The 18,821-nt window shown below is 47.6% G+C and carries 15 protein-coding genes; 3 read left to right on the forward strand and 12 right to left on the reverse strand.

All coding sequences use genetic code 11. The features are described from left to right. The first annotated feature begins 259 nt into the window (after window positions 1-259). Window positions 260-1,906 carry a glucose-6-phosphate isomerase gene (gene pgi, locus IAQ59_RS09080; protein WP_209330482.1) on the forward strand — a complete coding sequence of 549 codons (1,647 nt, stop codon included), beginning with the start codon at window positions 260-262 and terminating at the stop codon, window positions 1,904-1,906. Window positions 1,907-1,956: 50 nt separating this feature from the next. Here pgi and IAQ59_RS09085 read toward each other — a convergent pair whose 3' ends face one another. From IAQ59_RS09085 to IAQ59_RS09125, 9 genes are all read right to left on the reverse strand, one after another. Then, entirely contained in the window at window positions 1,957-2,649 is a 693-nt protein-coding gene (locus IAQ59_RS09085; RefSeq protein ID WP_209330483.1) for a LytR/AlgR family response regulator transcription factor, read from the reverse strand. Window positions 2,650-2,660: 11 nt separating this feature from the next. Next, the gene (locus tag IAQ59_RS09090; protein ID WP_209330484.1) at window positions 2,661-4,067 is read right to left on the reverse strand and encodes a sensor histidine kinase; all 1,407 of its coding nucleotides are present in this window, start codon (window positions 4,065-4,067) and stop codon (window positions 2,661-2,663) included. Window positions 4,068-4,591: 524 nt separating this feature from the next. Next, the gene (locus IAQ59_RS09095; RefSeq protein WP_209330485.1) at window positions 4,592-5,296 is read right to left on the reverse strand and encodes a 3-keto-disaccharide hydrolase; all 705 of its coding nucleotides are present in this window, start codon (window positions 5,294-5,296) and stop codon (window positions 4,592-4,594) included. 150 nt (window positions 5,297-5,446) lie between these two features. After that, a complete protein-coding gene (locus IAQ59_RS09100) occupies window positions 5,447-6,820 on the reverse strand; it encodes a neutral/alkaline non-lysosomal ceramidase N-terminal domain-containing protein (protein WP_209330486.1) in 1,374 nt (457 codons plus the stop codon). A gap of 5 nt (window positions 6,821-6,825) precedes the next feature. Next, a complete protein-coding gene (locus IAQ59_RS09105) occupies window positions 6,826-8,901 on the reverse strand; it encodes a BNR-4 repeat-containing protein (protein ID WP_209330487.1) in 2,076 nt (691 codons plus the stop codon). A gap of 158 nt (window positions 8,902-9,059) precedes the next feature. Then, the gene (locus IAQ59_RS09110; protein ID WP_209330488.1) at window positions 9,060-9,710 is read right to left on the reverse strand and encodes a hypothetical protein; all 651 of its coding nucleotides are present in this window, start codon (window positions 9,708-9,710) and stop codon (window positions 9,060-9,062) included. A gap of 151 nt (window positions 9,711-9,861) precedes the next feature. After that, window positions 9,862-10,899: a DUF3500 domain-containing protein gene (locus IAQ59_RS09115; protein WP_209330489.1), complete on the reverse strand. Its 1,038-nt coding sequence runs from the start codon at window positions 10,897-10,899 to the stop codon at window positions 9,862-9,864. 11 nt (window positions 10,900-10,910) lie between these two features. Beyond that, the gene (locus IAQ59_RS09120; RefSeq protein ID WP_245189518.1) at window positions 10,911-12,074 is read right to left on the reverse strand and encodes an FG-GAP repeat domain-containing protein; all 1,164 of its coding nucleotides are present in this window, start codon (window positions 12,072-12,074) and stop codon (window positions 10,911-10,913) included. Between the two features lie 285 nt (window positions 12,075-12,359). Then, window positions 12,360-12,806 (reverse strand): hypothetical protein, encoded by a 447-nt coding sequence (locus tag IAQ59_RS09125; RefSeq protein ID WP_209330490.1) that lies wholly within the window; start codon window positions 12,804-12,806, stop codon window positions 12,360-12,362. Between the two features lie 258 nt (window positions 12,807-13,064). Between IAQ59_RS09125 and mog the strand changes: the two genes are divergently transcribed. Then, window positions 13,065-13,592 carry a molybdopterin adenylyltransferase gene (gene mog, locus IAQ59_RS09130; RefSeq protein WP_209330491.1) on the forward strand — a complete coding sequence of 176 codons (528 nt, stop codon included), beginning with the start codon at window positions 13,065-13,067 and terminating at the stop codon, window positions 13,590-13,592. Window positions 13,593-13,771: 179 nt separating this feature from the next. Here the strand turns inward: mog and IAQ59_RS09135 are convergent, their stop codons facing one another. The 3 genes from IAQ59_RS09135 to IAQ59_RS09145 form a co-directional block, all read right to left on the reverse strand. Beyond that, a complete protein-coding gene (locus tag IAQ59_RS09135) occupies window positions 13,772-14,725 on the reverse strand; it encodes a polysaccharide deacetylase family protein (protein ID WP_209330492.1) in 954 nt (317 codons plus the stop codon). 31 nt (window positions 14,726-14,756) lie between these two features. Next, window positions 14,757-15,854, reverse strand: a complete 1,098-nt coding sequence (locus IAQ59_RS09140; RefSeq protein WP_209330493.1) for a hypothetical protein — start codon at window positions 15,852-15,854, stop codon at window positions 14,757-14,759. 398 nt (window positions 15,855-16,252) lie between these two features. Further along, on the reverse strand, window positions 16,253-17,500 hold the full coding sequence (locus IAQ59_RS09145) for an ABC transporter permease (protein ID WP_209330494.1): 1,248 nt from the start codon (window positions 17,498-17,500) through the stop codon (window positions 16,253-16,255). 226 nt (window positions 17,501-17,726) lie between these two features. On the opposite strand from IAQ59_RS09145, the gene queA reads away from it, so the two are divergent. Then, a complete protein-coding gene (gene queA, locus IAQ59_RS09150; RefSeq protein WP_209330495.1) occupies window positions 17,727-18,776 on the forward strand; it encodes a tRNA preQ1(34) S-adenosylmethionine ribosyltransferase-isomerase QueA in 1,050 nt (349 codons plus the stop codon). The last annotated feature ends 45 nt before the right edge of the window (window positions 18,777-18,821 follow it).

The raw sequence follows: 18,821 nt of genomic DNA on the forward strand, positions 1-18,821 counted from the left end.
TGTGAAAAGTTTTTAGCAGCCCTGTTTTTTTTATAGTTTTACGCATCCAATCAGGCTGGGCCTAGTTTGCGTACGCGAAACAGCGGTGTTGGACGAAAATGCTACAAATACTTGCAGACAATCGTAACCTTGCGGACCTTTCTGTACGAATCATGGCATATACCAGTTCGATGAAGGTAGATTTCGAGTGTTTTGGGAAAGGCTATTTAGGCCCTTTGCACGTTGCTGTCGATAAATTTTGTTAGAAAAAGAGAAAACTATGCAACATATTAATCCCACCGAAACCAAGGCATGGAAGGTTCTCGGTCAGTTATCCGAAATAGTAATCAACATTCGAAACCTCTTTCAGGAAGATGCATCTCGGTTTGAAAAATACCATGTACGGTTCAAGGATATTCTGTTGGATTTTTCCAAAAACCGCATAAACGACGAGATTTGGCAGGGGCTACTACGACTGGCCCAAGAAACTGCGCTCTCGGAGGCGATAGAATCGATGTTTTCGGGCAAGACCATCAACGGGACTGAAAATCGCGCTGTGCTGCACACGGCCCTTCGCAACCGAAGCAATACGCCGGTTTACGTAGATGATCGGAATATCATGCCGGATGTGAACCAAGTGCTTGGCAAGATGAAAATTTTTGCCGACAAGGTGTCCAAGGGGGTATGGAAGGGGTATACCGGTAAATCAATTCGTTCGTTGGTAAATATTGGGATTGGTGGGAGTGATTTGGGGCCGGTAATGGTTACGGAGGCGTTGAAGCCCTACCAAAACCCCAATTTGGAGGTGTTTTTTGTGTCAAATGTAGATGGCACCCATATTACGGAGGTATTGAAGAAGGTAAATCCGGAAACTACGCTGTTTTTTATTGCTTCCAAAACCTTTACCACCCAGGAGACCATGACCAATGCCCATACGGCCCGGGAGTGGTTTTTGGAAAATGCCCATAACGAAGAGGAGATTGCCAAGCATTTTGTCGCCCTTTCCACCAATTCCAACGCGGTGATGGAATTTGGCATTGATATCGACAACATGTTTGGATTTTGGGATTGGGTTGGGGGCCGCTATTCCCTTTGGTCAGCCATAGGTCTGACCATTGCCTGTGCCATCGGATTTGACAACTTCCGGAAATTGCTGGAGGGGGCACATGACATGGATAATCATTTCCGGCAAGCGCCCTTTGAACAGAATCTACCGGTGATCTTGGCCCTGATAGGGATATGGAACACCAATTTCTTAGGTGCAGCCACCGAAACCATCCTGCCCTACGATCAGTACATGCACCGTTTTCCGGCGTATTTTCAGCAAGGAAACATGGAAAGTAACGGCAAGTGCATAGATCGTACCGGTAAGCGGGTTGGCTATACTACCGGTCCGGTGATTTGGGGTGAACCGGGAACGAACGGGCAGCATGCCTTCTACCAGCTTATTCATCAGGGTACGCAGTTAGTTCCCTGTGATTTTATCGCACCCGCGGTCAGCCACAATCCAGTTGGTGACCATCATATCAAGCTGATGTCCAATTTTTTTGCACAGACAGAGGCGCTGATGAATGGTAAGTCACTCGAAGAGGTAAAGGCCGAAATGCGCAAAGAGGGTAAGTCTCCAGAGACCATCGAAAGGATTGCTCCACACCGCGTGTTTGAAGGCAATCGGCCCACTAACTCCATACTTGTGAAAAAGATCAATCCATCCACCTTAGGTGCCCTGATTGCTATGTATGAGCACAAGATTTTTGTACAAGGGGTGATCTGGAATATCTTTAGCTTCGACCAATGGGGTGTGGAATTGGGTAAAGTACTGGCAAAGTCCATCCTGCCGGAATTGGAGAATGAAGAACCAATAGCCTCCCATGATGGATCTACCAATGGCCTGATTAATGCCTTTAAGGCCTTTCGGAGAGATTAAAAAATAACGAGCCATCCATACCTCGAACCTATATCGTTTACAAGAGTCTACTATCCTGCCGGATTCAACTTGCTGAGTTCGGCGGATAACAGCTCCTGAAAGGTGCTGCTGATCGGAACCACTTTATCCGCCAGGGTTAGTTGGTGCCTTTCTACCTTGCGTACTTGGGCAAGATTGACGATGAATGAACGGTGTGTTTTTACAAAGGTTGCGGGTAGTTGCTTCTCGATTTCCACCAGTGTCGTCCTGCCTACTACGGTCTCCTGCAAAAGGTGAAAGGTCACGTAATTTCCCTGCGCTTCACAGTAGAGGACGTCTTCGAACCGTATTTTCACCTGCTCAAAGCCGGTCTTGATAAAAAGAAATGTTTTTTCCGGCACATGCTTGAGGTCATGCCATTCGCGTGCGCGCTGACATGCCTGCAGGAATCGGGCCAGGGAAAAGGGTTTGAGCAAATAATCGGTGGCATCCAATTCGAATCCTTTCACCGCATGTTCGGAATAGGCCGTCGTAAAGATAACCAACGTCTTTTTGGGCAATAGGGCCGCGACTTCCATGCCGGATATGTCGGGCATTTTGATGTCCAAAAAGAGCAGATCTACCGGTTCCTCCTGCAGAAACTCCAAGGCTTTGATGGCATCGGTAAATACCTCTTTCAGGTGTATAAAGGGCACTTTGGAAGCGTGTGACTTGATCACCTCCAAGGCCATGTATTCGTCGTCAATGGCTACGGCCGACAGCATAGGGCGGGGGGCTACAGTTGAATACTCAAATGTACGAAAAACTCCAAATCGTTTTCCCGAATGATCAGCTCGTGTTTGCCGGGGTATAGCAGTTGCAGGCGTTGTCGGACATTTTGAAGCCCAATGCCGGAGGATTTGTGTTCGGGGTCATCGGATTTACTTCGGTGCATGCTGTTAGTGACATCCAGGTGGACCGATCCGGCCAGGCAGCGCAGGCTGATGTTTACCCAGGATTTGTGCTGCAGACTGATTCCGTGTTTGAAGGCATTTTCAATAAAGGGAATAAGAAGCATCGGTGCGATTTGGCCTTTGCAGGTGTCGGTCGATCGGTTAAACGTAATGGAGGTGTTTTCCTGCCCGTTGAATCGAAGTTCTTGGAGGTCTACGTAGTTGATTAGGTATTCCTTTTCCCGTTCTACAGCGATTTTTTCCTGGTTGTTTTCATGCAGCATAAAGCGCATCATATCTCCCAGTTTTTGAATCCCAGTAGCGGTATGTTCCGACCCCTCCTGAAGTGCGGTTCCGTAGAGGGTATTCAGAGCATTGAACAGAAAATGCGGGTTTATTTGCGAGCGTAGAAAGGAGAGGTTGGCAGTGGATTGGTCAGCTTTTGCGGTCAGCGTATGGATCTTCCCGAGGTAGGTTTCGTATTTGTCAAAGACCATCGTAGACAGGGGGATCACGATGACTACCACTATAAGCGCTAGGCCAATGCCAAAAAACACCATGTCTGGACCTAAGTTAAACGTCGCGGAAATTGCTGCGCTCAATAAGATGATTCCAACGGGTAGGATCCAATGGTAGATCCGTGCTTCTCGGAGATTGCCCGATCGCCTATTTCGGTAGATCAACAGGAAATGGTATACGATGGTAAAGCCGATACTTGGGATGGCTACCGCATAGCAGAAAACGATAAAGGGAGCTACCAGTTCCTTGAATTGTAGCAGAAAGAGCAGCACAAACAAGTATATAATTCCAATTCTAATGGAGTTATAGAGGGAGTAATCCTTAGGCTGCGGGGAGAGAAAAATCTTGTCCGCCATGTAGGCGAATGCCAGGTACCCAAAGTAGGTAACTATAGCGCCGAAGTAGGCAGGTAGAAAAATGCGTTCGCTTATATCAAACCCTGCCCCAATCATGGCGGTCAGTGCCAAAGAAAGCACAAATAGGAGTAGGGATAGCAAGATTGGTTTGGTCTTTTTTCTGGTTTGACGGTACTTGGGAATCAGCCAGAAATGCATCAGGGATACCGAGGCGAACAGCACCATCGGTATCAGGATTTTGGCGAAGTAAAGGGAAAGATCCGACCAGGGGTTAAGGTTGGATGAGCTAAGCACATTGCTGAGGATAATCGTCACAAAGACGAAGATCAGCACCCACCGTTCAATTTGCGGGAACTGGAGTTTATGGTGTTGCATCGTTATTGGGCTTGGTCCATGAGATCCTTGGGTTCCTATGGGGGGGCGTTGAATGGGTTTCTGGGGAAAGATGGGAAATGGGGCGGAAAGACAACACCGGGCAAATGCAGGGTTGTGCCCAAGGATGGCATTCCTGCACCAATCGGATAAATAACAGAAGTACCACTACTTTGATGTATGGGGTGTGGGGTTTTTCCTGATATCGCTGTTTTCGTTTCACGCTACAAGGATACCGCAATCCATTACCAACACCAATTTCAAGGGACGAAATCCCTGATTGCGGGGATGGAAATACCGAATGCATGTTGCACCAAACGATAAACGTTATTTAGGGAAGTACACGCGTCTTACGTCTCACCACTTCGTGAGTCTTTTCCAAACTACACCCAGCGCAGGCAATCTAAACCCAAATCCGACATACTATACTTAGAGCGCTTTTTAATAATGGGGCGATCTCGTAAGTTTCACAAGTCTTATGTCTTAAATCTCGACTAATCTCAAACCTGACATCACACTGCCCTCACCTACAAACTCCTGATCTTTATATTCCGAAAATACACCTGATCTCCGTGGTCTGTTAGCAGGATATGACCGCGCTCCAGTTCACCATAGTTGAGATCCGATTTGAATTTGGTTTGGGCCTTGCGCTTCAAAAAGTCCCTGCTGCCTCTAGTATACGAAACTACCTTGACTCCATTCAGCCAATGCTCGACCTTTTTTCCTTTTGCAATGATCCTACCGTTGTTCCACTCACCGTGTGGATGCAAGACTTTGTTTTTGGGTTGGTAAAGTAAATATCCCGACGCGGTGGAACTTAGTCCATTCGGGTCTTTTTTTATTTCGGGATGGTTAAAATCGTCTATGATCTGGTATTCCGGACCATTGATCATCGTTTTGCCGGTTTCTTCGTTCACGATGGGACCTACAAAATATTTGATGCCGCTGTTGGCCTTTTCGGTCAGGTTAAATTCAAATACCAGTTCGAAATCACCGTAGGTTTCCTTGGTCATGATGTCTCCTCCTTTTCCGTCCAGATAGAGGATGCCGTCTTTATATTTCCATGCGTGACCTGGGAAGCTCTGATCAGATTTCCCCTGCCATTTGTCCATACTTGTTCCGTCAAAAAGGACTTCCCATTCTCCTTGGGCCATTGCATTTAGAGCGGAGGTAATGTACAAAATGGCAACTATCAAGCAGGGAGTTACGATGCTTTGGTGTGTGATTTTCATGTGTTTATAATTGATTCTGAGTTTTTTTTGGTGACTTATAGATTGCCGCGGACTTTGGCAGATGGTAAATGACGCAATGTTTGGGTTGCATCTACCCGTATGCCGCTCACTGTTGGTTAGGGACTTGATCTGCGCATTTATTCCAAGAGGTTAGTCAGCCGAAGGGTTGGGTACCATGCCAAGATCCGCAGCCAGCCGGTCGAAGGCCTCCAAAATGTGCTGCTGAATGCCCTTTTCCCAGGTACTCGGCAGACCATATACCATCTGTGAAGAATAGCCTTCGTAACCACCTTCTTCCAAAATCACCTCAGAGGGGATGTAGCCCATTACATCGTTGGAATAGGCCATGACGAAACTGTTCTGTCCGTAGGCGGCTTTGAGCTCATTGGCATAGGCTACTGTTACTTCTCCACCCATATTGAAAATCCGTTGTCCGCCAAGCTGCCAGATCTGAAGGGGGTACGGGTAAGATGATATGGGTGTTATTCCCATGGTTTGCTCGGTAAGCATGCGCTCAGCCCACCGGCGCATGTATCCCGACTGCTCGTTTGCCATACGTGTGAGTTCTGCCTGACTTGGTGCGGGTGATAATGCCAAGGGGATCTCTGTATAGGCAGTCTGGATTTCTGCGGTAAGTGATGTCATTTCTTCTTCGAGTACCCGCTCCACGGCTGCCGCTAAGGTTTTACCGTATTGCTTGGCCAACGGTAAGCTTCGGCGTGGAATGGGGTTTTGGTCTCCGGATGCTCCCTGAAAGAACAGCGCAACCGCCCCGGGATATAACCTCTCCAACTCAATCTGTGCATACCCCGGAAAATCTCCCGACCACGAATAATGATCCAATACAGTGGGGTGGCAGGCATAGCCGAACACGATTCCCAATAGGTCACCACCTGGCGCCTCAATTTTTATTACCGGTACGGCGTGATCATTTGGTCCCGAAAGTGCTACTTGGTTTATAATGTCGCGTTCGGAATTATTGCGCCTGTTGACTTGAAAACGTGCCACTCCGCTGCCCGCTGATAGGTTTGCGGCCACCATGTCCGCCATGGCCTCGTCTACAAGCCCGATCACCGCGCTTTCAAGCCAGCGAGAATAGTCCTTGACCAGGGTAAGTTGCTCCTCATCCAATGGGTAAATGTCATACAAGGCATCTTCCAACACCGGACCCGAGTGGGTATGGCTCCCATTTAGGATAATCTGACTGTAGTCCCAGCCGTATTTCTGTTTAAGTGCCTGTCGGATACGGTCTGACATTTTTTTGGGAAATCCCAAGATATCGGCTGTAATCAATACCGACTGCCTGCCAGCCTGATCTTCGAGTACCAAAGCTTTGGCCCAGAGTTCTTGGTAGGTACCTGTTGCCGGGGTGGTGCGCGCTGCATATCCGGCCATCCACATGGGCTTATCCGGCGTGATGACGACCTTGCTGATGCCGGCCTTCCACATGAAGTTTTGCTGGGCAAAATTTTTATTCACTGTAATGAGAAGCAGAAAAAGGAAGATGAGATTTATTTTTGACATGGGTATCAGGGGTTATTTTCTAGTGACCAGTCTATTGCTTGATAGATCAGTTGAATAAATGGAGTTTTGGAAAAATCCGTCGGAAAACCCAAGGAGGTATAAAACACCTTGCTCCTGCCAACTCCTAGAGAAAATGCCACCGGCTCACGGTGACCATCGGATACACCCTCCAACAGGATGGTCGTGTTTGGCTCAAGCAGCGGATTTACCAAGTAAATGTTCCCCTGACTGCTCCATTCACTTATGGGTAGCTTGTTTACGATAGGGTGCTTACGGTTTTTACGGTTGACCGTCACATGGGTGGGGCTTTCGGCCGGGCCATATCCCCTGTTTTCATGCCCCAGTATGGTTGGAACAAATTCCCACCAGGCCTCATGCCCCGTTTCCAGCGTTTCCTGGGGAATGGAAAATGCATGGTTTGCTGTTCGGATTCCGATCAGGGGCTTTCCTGCTGCCAAGTGGTTTTTGATCAATTTCAACTGTTCTTTAGGTAAGCCAACTCGACGCATGAATACGATGAGCAAGTCGGCATCTGTGATGTGCCGGTTGTTTGGGAATGCATAACCCTCCCTAGGACCGGAACCTAATAGTACCTGCGAGCGATAGCCGCGATCTTCTGCCAACTGATTGGCAAAAGCAGGGACGGTCCACGTCGCTTCGTAGTTGTTTGGATCTTCACTGATTAAAAAAGTGATCAGTTTCTGACTGTTGGCTGTTTTTTTTTGCTCCGGAAGAGAGGGCGGCTGCATTCGAACCCTGCCCTTTACGTTTAACTGATAATCCTTGTAAGTAGTGTACCGACCACTGAGCCAGAGCACCACTTCTTTTTCCTGGTCTGCCAAGATTATGGGCCGGATATTGTCTTCGGAGGATTGATAAGTTACAGGCGTCCATTCCCATTGGCTATCTTTGGTACGGGTACCCCGAAAGATCTCGTATCTGCGTTCGCCGTTTATCAGCAACGGGTTTCCGGTTTTGGGGTCTACGTCTGCGGATATATAGACGATATCCGAACGCATTGGATGTAGGCTGATTAACCCGGTATATTCGTTTTCACCAGGATATAGACGACTGCCGGCGTAGGCAATTTCCTGACCCACCCATCGGGCGCCATCCCAATAGGCGTGGTGGTAGCGGTGGTCAAAACCTCCCAGCGAGGTGTTGCGTGTTTCTCCCTTGGTGATGGGGTCTTTGGTTACCGAAAAAACGATGTAGGGCCGTCCTTGAGCATCCAGCTTGATGTCGCTAGTCCATGCTACATCGGCACGCGTGGATACATCCCCGTCGTATACCTTGGTGAAATCTGTCGGTTTATAGGGGCTACTTACGGTTCTGCTTATAGGCCCCACCAAGGTACCATCGCTTTTATAGAGGTTTCCGTCTTCGTAATACCCGTGGTAAATACTATTGTTGTAATGGCGGGGGTGTTCTTCGGTTGTAATAAAGTGAATCCGCTTTTTTCCATCCGAGGTATACCGAAGGTAAGCCCTACCGAAATCCTCGAATAGCCTGCCACCAAATTCCCACGTGTTTCCGTCGTTTTTGGAAATCAAAAAATGTGGGTTGTTTTCGTTGCCACGGTAAAAATTGAACGTTTCTCCTGTGTCGCTAAGCCGGTAAACGTTGGAATAGCAGACTCTTCCGTTGGTTTTAAAGGTTTGTTCAGGCGCCCAGACCTGCATATCTCCGGGTTTTTCCGAAATGCGGTAGCGGATCAGAGAGTCGATGGAGTGTCCGGCGTACACCGCCAAAAACCTTCCGTCAGGCCGCAACATCAGCGCGCTTACATTGTGGTCATCTGCAGGAAGCATCCCCTCTGTAAGATTCACAGCGCGTGTTTGGTTGGTTTTGAGGTTCCATTCTGTGACGGTATTGTTTCCTTCTGAGGTGACGCCCGAGAAGATGACCCGGTCACCAAGCAGCAATGCCCGGTCGTCCTGAAACCAGCACCAACTACCGTCCTCGTGTAGGGTAACGTCGTCACCTGCCAAGAGAGGACTTGGGAATTGAAAGGCCATAAGGCTGCTGTACATTCCCAGCAGCAGTTGGGTGGCAAAAAGTGCTAGGCATCGTTTATTCATGGGTGAAGCATTCGTGTTTAGTAGCAATTTATTCGAATAGGTCTGCATCTTCAAGGGAGTAATTATACAAACCTAATCGTTATTGCGCGACCAAAGTATGTTGGGCGGCCGCATGTGTAGGAAAAAGCCGTTTATGGCGGGTTAAAATGTCCGGGGAGTCATTTTTTGGTGACCTTTACATTGGTAAACCAAATGAACTTTTCCCCCGCCTCATTTTGGTGATCCAGTGTCAAACGAATGCCTTCAAATTCTTGGACATTTTCCCAAGTCACGGCCCGCCCTTCCGGGCCATTTCCCCGTCTAAATACCCATTCGACGATTTCTAGGTTTTGATTCAAGAATAGATCATACGCATCCCCTGGTGTGTAACCATCGGCATTGTTATAGATGATTGAAAGTTTGGTGCCCTGTATTCCCTGAATGGGCGAGCGTTGGCCTTCGGTCACCTCGTAGCGGTACCCAGTGTCCCAAGCAAGCTGAAAGGGAAACATTAGCCAATACTTGTCATTGATAAATCGCTGGTCTATCGCGTCCAGTTCCGAGGATTTCTCGGCGATCTGGTACGTAACGGTAGTGTCTGGTCCGGAATAGTAAACCTCACCTTTGATCCTGTCCCAGGTCCAATCGCGGGTCAAAACGGTGGCACTGTCCCGGCGAACATTCCAAGTATAGGAAATCGTAGCCACATCCTTCAATTGGTGAAACCCATACACGTTGGCTATCTGCATAGGGAGCGTTTGTTCTTCCTCCGGAGGGGTGCATTGGCTCATCAATAGCGGAATTAAAAGGGACGCAATAATCTTTTTCATAGGGTTTTGTAAGTTATTTGATGAATTAGGTTTGGAAACAAGGCTGCTTCATGACGATGCTTAAAGGGAGGTTGGTTCAATCTTATTGATCGAGCGGTACATTATCGGGTAGAACGCCACGTGGTTACAGTCCTGTATGTATGCTTAGGACTTATTCAGCTACATGGGGATGTCCGTTTAGGTAATGGCTTCCGAGCAGATCGTCTCCGAAATCATTTTTTAGATCCCTAACTACCGTATGCACATGGTTGGCATTGTTTTGTACGTTGTCATATTCTATGAGCAGGGCGGGGTTTTGAATCCGATAGTAGTGTGGTTCGCCGATTGCATTGGTGGTGCTGCCTGCCCAAGCAAAATAGGTGTTTTCTATTCCTGCTTCGCGCACCTTCGCCCAAAGTTGATCCCGTACTTGGTCGGTATAGTTGGCTAGGTACATGCCGATTAAATCCTCCAGCATGTTTTGCTGGGTAGGGGTCATTTGTCGGTAGCTAAGTCCGGCAGGCTGTAGGAGGGACGCCTTCCGGTCGTTGGCAGTAAGGATGTCATTGGGAGCTTTGTCGGTGTAGATGGCTATGGACTTTTGGGATTCACCCAGTGTTTCCAGAAATGAAAACCCCCGGTTTGTTTCCAGTGCAAGTGCTTGTCTGCCCCGATGAAGGTCCACCTGAACAATGCCGGGATTGGAACCAAAAAAAGTAGGAGTGGCGGAAATGACGGTTCCTCTTAGGGAGGAAAAATTAAGTGATATATGATGTCCTTCAAACCTCCATCCCCACTCACCGGATGGATGGGGTGTGCCGAAAACGGAAAAGTAGTAATTTTCAGGATCTCGATATGAATCGTTTGGCGGTCGGTTTTCGATTATCCGAAGTACATTTTCGAGCTCAATAATTGCTTGCGTTTTTTGATGACCTTGTGTGCCGAGTGATGCCTTCAATAGCGTCAGGCCAGCCTGGGTTTGCCGTTCGTTTAAGTCGTGAAAATTTACACCCTTTCGGTCTCTCGGGATGAAGTGCCAATTAAACCGTTCCGAATGGTCAAAAGGGAAGGTGGCCTTTTGTTTTAGTGCGGGATCCAATGTTTCCAGGAAAGCCATAGCTTCTCCGGATAGGTCCTGCCCCATTAGCCTTGGCACAATAAAAAGATATACCAAGCTGATGAATAAGTAGCTTATGTGTGTTCTACGCATGGGGATGTCGCTCAGTGGCTTTTGTTCCAGTAAATTTTCAGGTTGTTCGTAGCTCTGCCGGACGCTATGATATCCAATTTACCATCTCCGTTGAGATCGGCTACTTGGAGGTCTTCGCATGCCATGCCGCCTTCATCAATCCAGATCAGATCCCAACCCTTGGTTCCATTTGGGATGTAAAGTTGAATGCCGATTTTACCGGTTGTGTTTTTCTCTCTCCAGCCCACCACCAGTTGATCCTGCCCTTGATTTAACAGGTCTACTGCCGCCAGCCCATGCCCTTGATTTAGCTGATCCGTTACTAGGGAACGTTTTAGGTTTTCTTTTTTAAAGGTACCATTACTTGGGATGTAGGTGGTTAGCAAGTTGCCGTGTAGCGGTTCTATTCCGGTGAGGAACTTCTGACCATCCCAGCCGGTACCAATACGTAATTCTCCGAAGGAATGTCCCTGAACCAACCAAGCCCCGTCACTATGAGCTGTCCACCTACCGTTTTTAAACTGAAATGCCTTTACTCCTTCTTTACCCCCTATGTACACAGCATCCCCGTTTTCTTCGGGAAAAACGTCTAAATTATGCGTCATATGCATGGAATCGTCTATAACGGAGTAGGTCCATGGTCCGGTCAGGTCTGAAGGTACCTCGTAGGCGATGATGTGGACACCTGCTCCTTCCCCACCTTTATTGCCCTGACCGTGCAAAGGAGCCATGATCAATTGGTACTTGTCGCCGGCTTTTGCCCACCTCATGCGATGTACGGTGGGTTCGTGGTGAAGGCGCACGGGGGTCCATTTTTGGGTGGGATCGGCGGGGCGGACTAGGTAGTGCACAGACCCGGATTTGATTGGATCCGACGTTTCTCCTGGATTCCATTGTGCACCCACGGCTACTTCAACCTGTCCGTCGCCATTGATATCGGCGGCGGCAATGCACACATTATCGAATGCAGTTAGGTTTTCGACCATTACAAAGCGCTTCCAGTCGCCGTTTCGGTACCATACGAATTCTTTTTTGTCTACAAGGAGGATATCAAGTTTGCCATCTCCATCCACATCGCCTATGGCCAGTCCATAGCCAATAGCTACGTTGCTATCCAGTAGCTGTGCTTCAAATTTGGGCGTAAGAGCGTGGGCTGGGTCGGCCATTAGCCATTGAAAAAGCATTAAATACCACATCTATCAGGTTATGTTTGGTTTATTGCTAAATATAACCATTTTTCCGTGGATTTTTCAGGACATGGCGCAATAGAATTTTAGATGGAGTACCGATTCAAACCACAGTTCTTTGGTCCTAGCACACCATTGCCCGTCCAAGCCTGTAGATAACGGTAACATCAGTGGCTGTTTCCACAGTTGCTGCGGGCAACGTAAAGGCCAAACGTTCCTTCCAGCCAATACCTGTCGCAAGTGAAGACTCGGTACCAACGGGGATGCTGACCCGATATAATAAACCTATATCCGCTATCTAGAAAAAAACAGTCTGGTAATAAAGATCCCCTGACCGTCATCTGCTCCTGAGTCACTTTCTACTCCGCTTGTCACAAACGTCAATTTCCATCCCTCCGAAAGCATGGTATTTATCTTGGAAGAGATGATCGCATCGTTTGAAGCGATATTTTGGAAATTAATGCCTGTAGCGCTAAAGAAATTCAGAAGTTTGGTCTCCTCTATCTCGTCCACTCTCAGATCCGAACGCTTGATTTCACGTTGATCACTCTTTTTGCCATCTGTACGCTCGGTAGTAAACTCCTCGTAGTTGGTTTCCGCTTGGTTGTCGACGATTCTTGACCTGCCGATCCCCATGGGAACGATGGATTCGACGATGGTGACAATCTTGAACTCCTGCTGTGCAATCAGCTCCGCGGAGAATGCCATAAAGGCGACGAGTAAAAGAAAGGTTTTCTGCATGTTACAAATTTTTTCTTTGGGGTAAACGTTTTTTTACTTAACAAAGTTGTACGAAAATCAATAATTCTCCAAAGCTATTTAGGTAGGGGTGTAAATTTAGTGGTTTTTAGCAAGTTCAAGTAGCACGTTGATTTTATTAAATTGTTTGTAGACAAATTGAATGGATTTTAGATGAACGATTTTGTTTCAAGATGGAATGGGGTGGCGCTTTGATCTGAGGTAAAAATCCCTTTCTTTGAACCCTAAATACGAAATGGCATGGGTATCAAAATAGGAATTATCACCTCATCCGACCGGGCAGCAGCAAACGTGTACGAAGATATTTCCGGGAAGGAAATCATCCGGACGCTGACAGAATACCTAACGACTCCATGGGAACCCGTATATCGGGTAGTTCCAGACGAACAGGATCAGCTGGAAAATACCTTGATGGACTTGTGTGACAATGCAGGCTGCTGCTTGGTAGTGACAACAGGCGGTACAGGACCAGCCCTTCGTGACGTAACCCCCGAAGCCACTGAGGCAGTGTGTCAAAAGATGATGCCTGGTTTTGGTGAGCTGATGAGGCAGGTGAGCCTTCAGTACGTGCCTACGGCCATTCTTTCGCGGCAGACTGCCGGTATCCGGAACCAAAGCCTCATTGTCAACCTTCCCGGAAAACCGGCTGCAATAAGGCAGTGCTTGGATGCGGTATTTCCAGCGGTGCCCTACTGCATAGATTTGATTGGAGGGCCTTACTTAGAAGCAAATCAGGAGGTTATTGATGTATTTCGCCCGAAGAAATAGAAATGCAGCGTTGATGGGAGTAAGGATCTATAAACTGCATTTCGGTTGGTAGACCTGGAGAGAAAACAGTACCTTTCGCTGCTGTAACGGGAAGGTTTAGTACGAGGATGTACTGGGTACTCAGTTGCTCGAGATGCCCGAAGATTGCCGTATCTTAAACCTGCATTTTTGCAGCTGGCTTAAGTGAAAATACTTCCCATTCCCCTTGAAATCATCCCGTGTTTTTCGTGTAGCTGACGGTAATGGGCCAATAACCTGCGGAGTTCAGTAAAGGTCTGTTCAAAATTATGGCCGTGGTTATGGGGATGCCACCAAAGATGGTAAACTTCCCCCAATTGTGCCGCTAAACTCATCTCCCGTATGATGCGCTGAAGCTTCATGTGGTTTACCCAAGCTACCCGTGGCTGAAAGGGACGGAAAAACCGAGATGCCGGAATTTGTACCGCGTCACCTTCATCTTGGATATTTGCCAAGGGGTATGATGTTTTGCGCCCCAGCGGAACTACTGCATCACCTGTACGGAAGAGGCGCTTGGTAAGTTGACTGTCATGTGGATCCCTCCAATACCAGTCCCCAGGGTTCGTCCGTAAAAAACGGAAGCCTTCTTGTCCTGCGATAAGAATGGCTTCTGGGTGAAACTGGTTACGGGGGAATACCATTGACCGCATCTCCAGGCCCAACTTGTCCGCTACGATGCGTTTGGCAGCTTGAAGGTCCGCCCGAAAGCTCTCTGTACAGGCACCGGGTTCACGGGTGTAATAATGAGCAAAGGTATGGCATCCGATTTCCTGTCGGGGGTAGGTAGCAATTCGTTTTACTAATTCCGGTGCAAAAAGGAGTTTGTCCGAGGCGGGACTTCGTTCGTACCATCGGTAGGCAGAGTATTTGTCCGAAGTAAAACGTGGTAGTTGGCTGGGCTGATAGGTACGCCATTCTTCCCGGTTCTCTGCCAGAAGCATGCCCACCGTGGCCCAGGTGACCGATATTTCAAAATCGGCAAAGATATCCAGTAATCGCGGAACCGCTTCCCTTGCCAGGGCGTAATAACGTTCTTGTCCCTCCACTGGTATTTTATCGAAGCGCCCCCAATGCAGCTCAAAATCAAGGGATATGACGAAAAGTGACTTGCCCAACGTTGCGTAGAGACATTAACGGGTAAAACAACTAAATCCGATCAAATGTAGGATGCTTTTTTGAAAATACGATACATCGCGCACAAAGAATCCCAATAAAGGGTGTAAAAATACTTTTCATTCGCATGATAATCCCGAGGTTGTTTAATGTTACCATATAAATCAATAGCATGCCGCCGGTAAGCAGTAAGCCCATAGTTAGAAAACGTGGAAGATGGAGGTGGGGGCGGTACCAGCAGTAGCGCACTATCGCCGCAATAAAAGCTAGCAGCAGGAGGCTGTTTTCCAGTGCAGCAGCCCATTGCCAGATTCCCACTGCTTCCCAAGGCAGGGGACGGAACAAAACGGCCCATAAGCGTTCAGGCCAAGTGTACTCATGCATCGGCACATAGCTGAAAGCCCCAAAGCTTTCCAAGAACCGTTGTTGACTGGAAAGGAAATCAGCCAAGGCCTGCAGGCTAAAAGCGGGGAGATGAGTCTGTCTCTGCAAGATTAGCAATGCCACGATGCCTGCGGTTCCTATTGTTGACCAAAGGTACCACCTATAGGGAGCACTTCTGACGTTGGGGTCGGTGATCACGAAAAAAAGAACCATGCCAATTAGCAGCGCCCCGTGAATGGGACGGGTCATTAGGGCTAGGAAGATTCCCAAAAGTGTCCAGTATCCATTTCTAAAAGGGCCTGCCAAACCTTTCAGCACCCAGATGGTTCCTATCCAAAGAATGGCTTCTTTGCCCACGCCTGCGGTCCAGAAATGTATACCGGGCAAGAAGAGCGCTGCTATCCATCCGTTTGCCCACCTACTGCTGCTGTTCCATCCCCAGTGCGCTAGCCCCAGACGCAGCAGTTCGGCAAACCCCACAAATGCCAAAAGACCATAAATCATATTGCCAACATAATAGGGCAACCCCCATTGCTTGGCTGGGAAATAATTAAGCCATTGCATGAAAAAATTACCGTATTCAAAGTAATCCATCCATTGCGATGCCGGGCGGTAGTTCCCAATGGAAAACTCCCAATAGGCCCTTGAATCTCCTCCATGCACCATCAGGTAATGGTGAAAAACCAGCGTAAAAAGCATATGGTAAAGCAAAAGGAGAATGAAAAGACGTAAAGAGATAGTCGGCATGTAGGATGATAGGGTATTCGAGTGCTTAATATACGGGATATTGTTGAATTCTTTCCGGCGAAGACGTAAGGTCCGTGGTAGCGAAAAACTCAATCAAGAAGCGATAGAAAGTTAAACCGGCCAAAATGGGGTTGATTTCATGATCGCTACAGACGACCGGTATGTTTTGCTTTTTTGGGGGATGGGCTTTAGTGTCCAAAAGCAGTGGACATCGGAGGTGGGTTGGCCAATGGCAAATTGTCCGGGGTAATAGAGGGTAGTCGCAACCTAAACCAGGGACAGCGCCCTACACACCCCGCCGACAGCGTGCTTTCAAAAAGAAAGAAATGGTTCTCAAATTTTGGGAGTCTAACTTCTCATGTTAAACGTCTAGCATCCACGAAAAAGGATTCTTTGGGTTATGCGGAGCGAATAGCCTCTACGGGATCTAATCCTGCTGCAATTGTGGCGGGCACAATGCCGGAAAGTATTCCGATCACCGATGAAAGTCCCAAACCCAGCAGGATATTTTTAATGCTTAAAATTAGTTCTAAACACCCTAGATCCACAAAGGTAGCCGCATATACAATCCCTAGGCCGGCCAATCCACCAATTAAACTCAGGAAAACGGCTTCAAACAAGAACTGTAATAGAATGAAGTAGTTTTTGGCCCCGAGTGATTTTTGGATGCCGATGATGTTCGTTCGTTCTTTTACAGAAACAAACATGATATTGGCGATGCCGAAGCCACCGATTAGAATGGAAAATCCACCGATAACCCATCCTGCAGCGGAGATTACGGAGAAGATGGAACCTATGGCGTTTTGGATAAATTCCGATTTGTTTAATGCAAAATTATCCTCCTCAGTAGGCTTCAGCCCTCTTTTGGCCCGGAGCAATCCTGCCATTTCGTTTTCCAAGGCAATCAACTCCAGGTCATCATCAAATCCCTTGGCAGCTATAACGGGTTCAAGTCCATACCTGCCCACATTGTACAATTTTGAAAATGCACCAAAGGGGATTAGAATGCCTTCATCCTTGGAAGGTGCATCGAACAGCCCTTCTCCTTCCTCTTCAAATAGACCGATCACCGTAAACTTAAGACCTTTCACCTTGAACTCGCGCCCGATAGCACTGGGTTGTCCCGGAAACAGCGCATTTGCAATTTTGACACCAATAATAGCCACATTGCGAGCGGCGTTGATTTCCAGTTCCGTAAAAAACCGTCCTTCTCCTATGGGGGTTTCGTACACGTCTTTGTGACTAAAAACTACCCCTTGTAAATTACACCGCTCGTAGGCATTGCTCCCTTGTTTGGCGGTGGTTCTTGCCTCGGCAAAAATGGTTACTCCCTCGGCACTTTTCAGCCGCTCGCTCAGAAACTGGTATTCCGCATACGTTCCGGGCGGTCGACGAAAGTACTTCCACCAGGGATACTCCTGAGGCCCTGAAGAAAATGGGAATCGGTCTACCCGTATGATGTTGTTGCCTAGGAAAGAAAGACTGTTTTTGATGTTGTTCTCCAGAGAATCTACCAAGGTAAAAACGGCGATGATCGCAAAAATGCCGACTGTAACGCCTAGTAAAGAGAGCACAGTGCGGGTTAGGTTTGATTTTAGCGCCTGCATGGCAAAGCGAAAGCTCTCCCAGATTAGTCGAAATACCATCACACTTAACAAGTTGAAATAAAACTATTTGGCAATATAGATACAATTAGGCAATATTCTTGCTATCTTTGCATTTTTTATGACTGAGACAAAAGCTAGAACAAATACCTAATATCTTACAGATGAAATCGAGCATGACCTACCCGTCACACACCGGGATGCCCCGATAGCTATCGGGACAAACATGCGAGATTCCATGTGACCACTGAAAAACAATTATAGACACATGAAATTATCAGATTTCAAATTTGAAGTTCCCAAAAAACTTATTTCTCTATACCCTACTGAAAATCGCGATGAATCCCGCCTAATGGTGGTGCACAGATCCACCGGAAAAATCGAACACCGGGTGTTCAAGGAAGTCATTGATTATTTCAATGACGGAGATGTTTTTGTGACAAACAACACCAAAGTATTTCCTGCTCGTCTATATGGCAACAAAGAAAAGACGGGTGCTAAGATAGAGGTGTTTTTGCTGCGGGAACTAAACCGTGAACTCAGACTTTGGGATGTATTGGTAGATCCGGCCCGAAAAATTCGAGTAGGCAATAAGCTTTATTTCGGCGATAGTGACCTGGTAGCAGAAGTAATCGACAATACGACCTCAAGAGGCCGGACTATCCGGTTTCTGTTTGACGGTACGGACGAAGAGTTTTTTAAAACCATCGATATTTTGGGAGAAACCCCTATTTTGAAAGATTTTATAGAGCGTGAAGTAGACAGTTCGGACCGTGAGCGCTATCAAACGATATATGCAGAGCACGTAGGCGCAGTAGCTGCACCTACTGCCGGATTGCATTTTACCCCGCACCTGCTCAAGCGATTGGAAATCAAAGGGGTTTCGGTAAGTCCGATTACGCTACACATTGGTTTGGGAACGTTCCGACAGGTAGACGTGGAAGACCTCACCAAACACAAAATGGACTCGGAAAATTACGACATACCCCAACAGACCGTGGACTTGGTGAACAAGGCATTGGATAGCAAAAAGCGGGTGGTAGCAGTAGGGACAACTTCTCTGAAAACCATCGAGTCTTCGGTGACAGCGAATGGTCGCCTGAAGGCCAGTTCCGGATGGACCGACAAGTTTATCATTCCTCCTTATGAGTTTAAAATCGCCAATTCATTGATTACCAATTTTCATTTGCCTGAATCCACACTGTTGATGACTACGTCGGCATTTGGCGGATACGATCTCATTATGAAAGCCTATCAAGAGGCGATCAGGGAAAAATACCGGTTTTTCTCCTACGGAGATGCCATGTTGATACTCTAATTCACGAGGGCGCCTAGGGCGCCTTTTTTCGTGTGTTAGCCCAAA

This window comes from Lunatimonas salinarum, assembly GCF_017811155.1.
Lineage (GTDB): Bacteria > Bacteroidota > Bacteroidia > Cytophagales > Cyclobacteriaceae > Lunatimonas > Lunatimonas salinarum.

Coding starts and splice junctions, on each gene's coding strand:
- pgi (WP_209330482.1), top strand. CDS start 260: ATGCAACATATTAATCCCACCGAAACCAAGGCATGGAAGGTTCTCGGT.
- IAQ59_RS09085 (WP_209330483.1), bottom strand. CDS start 2,649: ATGCTGTCGGCCGTAGCCATTGACGACGAATACATGGCCTTGGAGGTG.
- IAQ59_RS09090 (WP_209330484.1), bottom strand. CDS start 4,067: ATGCAACACCATAAACTCCAGTTCCCGCAAATTGAACGGTGGGTGCTG.
- IAQ59_RS09095 (WP_209330485.1), bottom strand. CDS start 5,296: ATGAAAATCACACACCAAAGCATCGTAACTCCCTGCTTGATAGTTGCC.
- IAQ59_RS09100 (WP_209330486.1), bottom strand. CDS start 6,820: ATGTCAAAAATAAATCTCATCTTCCTTTTTCTGCTTCTCATTACAGTG.
- IAQ59_RS09105 (WP_209330487.1), bottom strand. CDS start 8,901: ATGAATAAACGATGCCTAGCACTTTTTGCCACCCAACTGCTGCTGGGA.
- IAQ59_RS09110 (WP_209330488.1), bottom strand. CDS start 9,710: ATGAAAAAGATTATTGCGTCCCTTTTAATTCCGCTATTGATGAGCCAA.
- IAQ59_RS09115 (WP_209330489.1), bottom strand. CDS start 10,899: ATGCGTAGAACACACATAAGCTACTTATTCATCAGCTTGGTATATCTT.
- IAQ59_RS09120 (WP_245189518.1), bottom strand. CDS start 12,074: ATGTGGTATTTAATGCTTTTTCAATGGCTAATGGCCGACCCAGCCCAC.
- IAQ59_RS09125 (WP_209330490.1), bottom strand. CDS start 12,806: ATGCAGAAAACCTTTCTTTTACTCGTCGCCTTTATGGCATTCTCCGCG.
- mog (WP_209330491.1), top strand. CDS start 13,065: ATGGGTATCAAAATAGGAATTATCACCTCATCCGACCGGGCAGCAGCA.
- IAQ59_RS09140 (WP_209330493.1), bottom strand. CDS start 15,854: ATGCCGACTATCTCTTTACGTCTTTTCATTCTCCTTTTGCTTTACCAT.
- IAQ59_RS09145 (WP_209330494.1), bottom strand. CDS start 17,500: ATGGTATTTCGACTAATCTGGGAGAGCTTTCGCTTTGCCATGCAGGCG.
- queA (WP_209330495.1), top strand. CDS start 17,727: ATGAAATTATCAGATTTCAAATTTGAAGTTCCCAAAAAACTTATTTCT.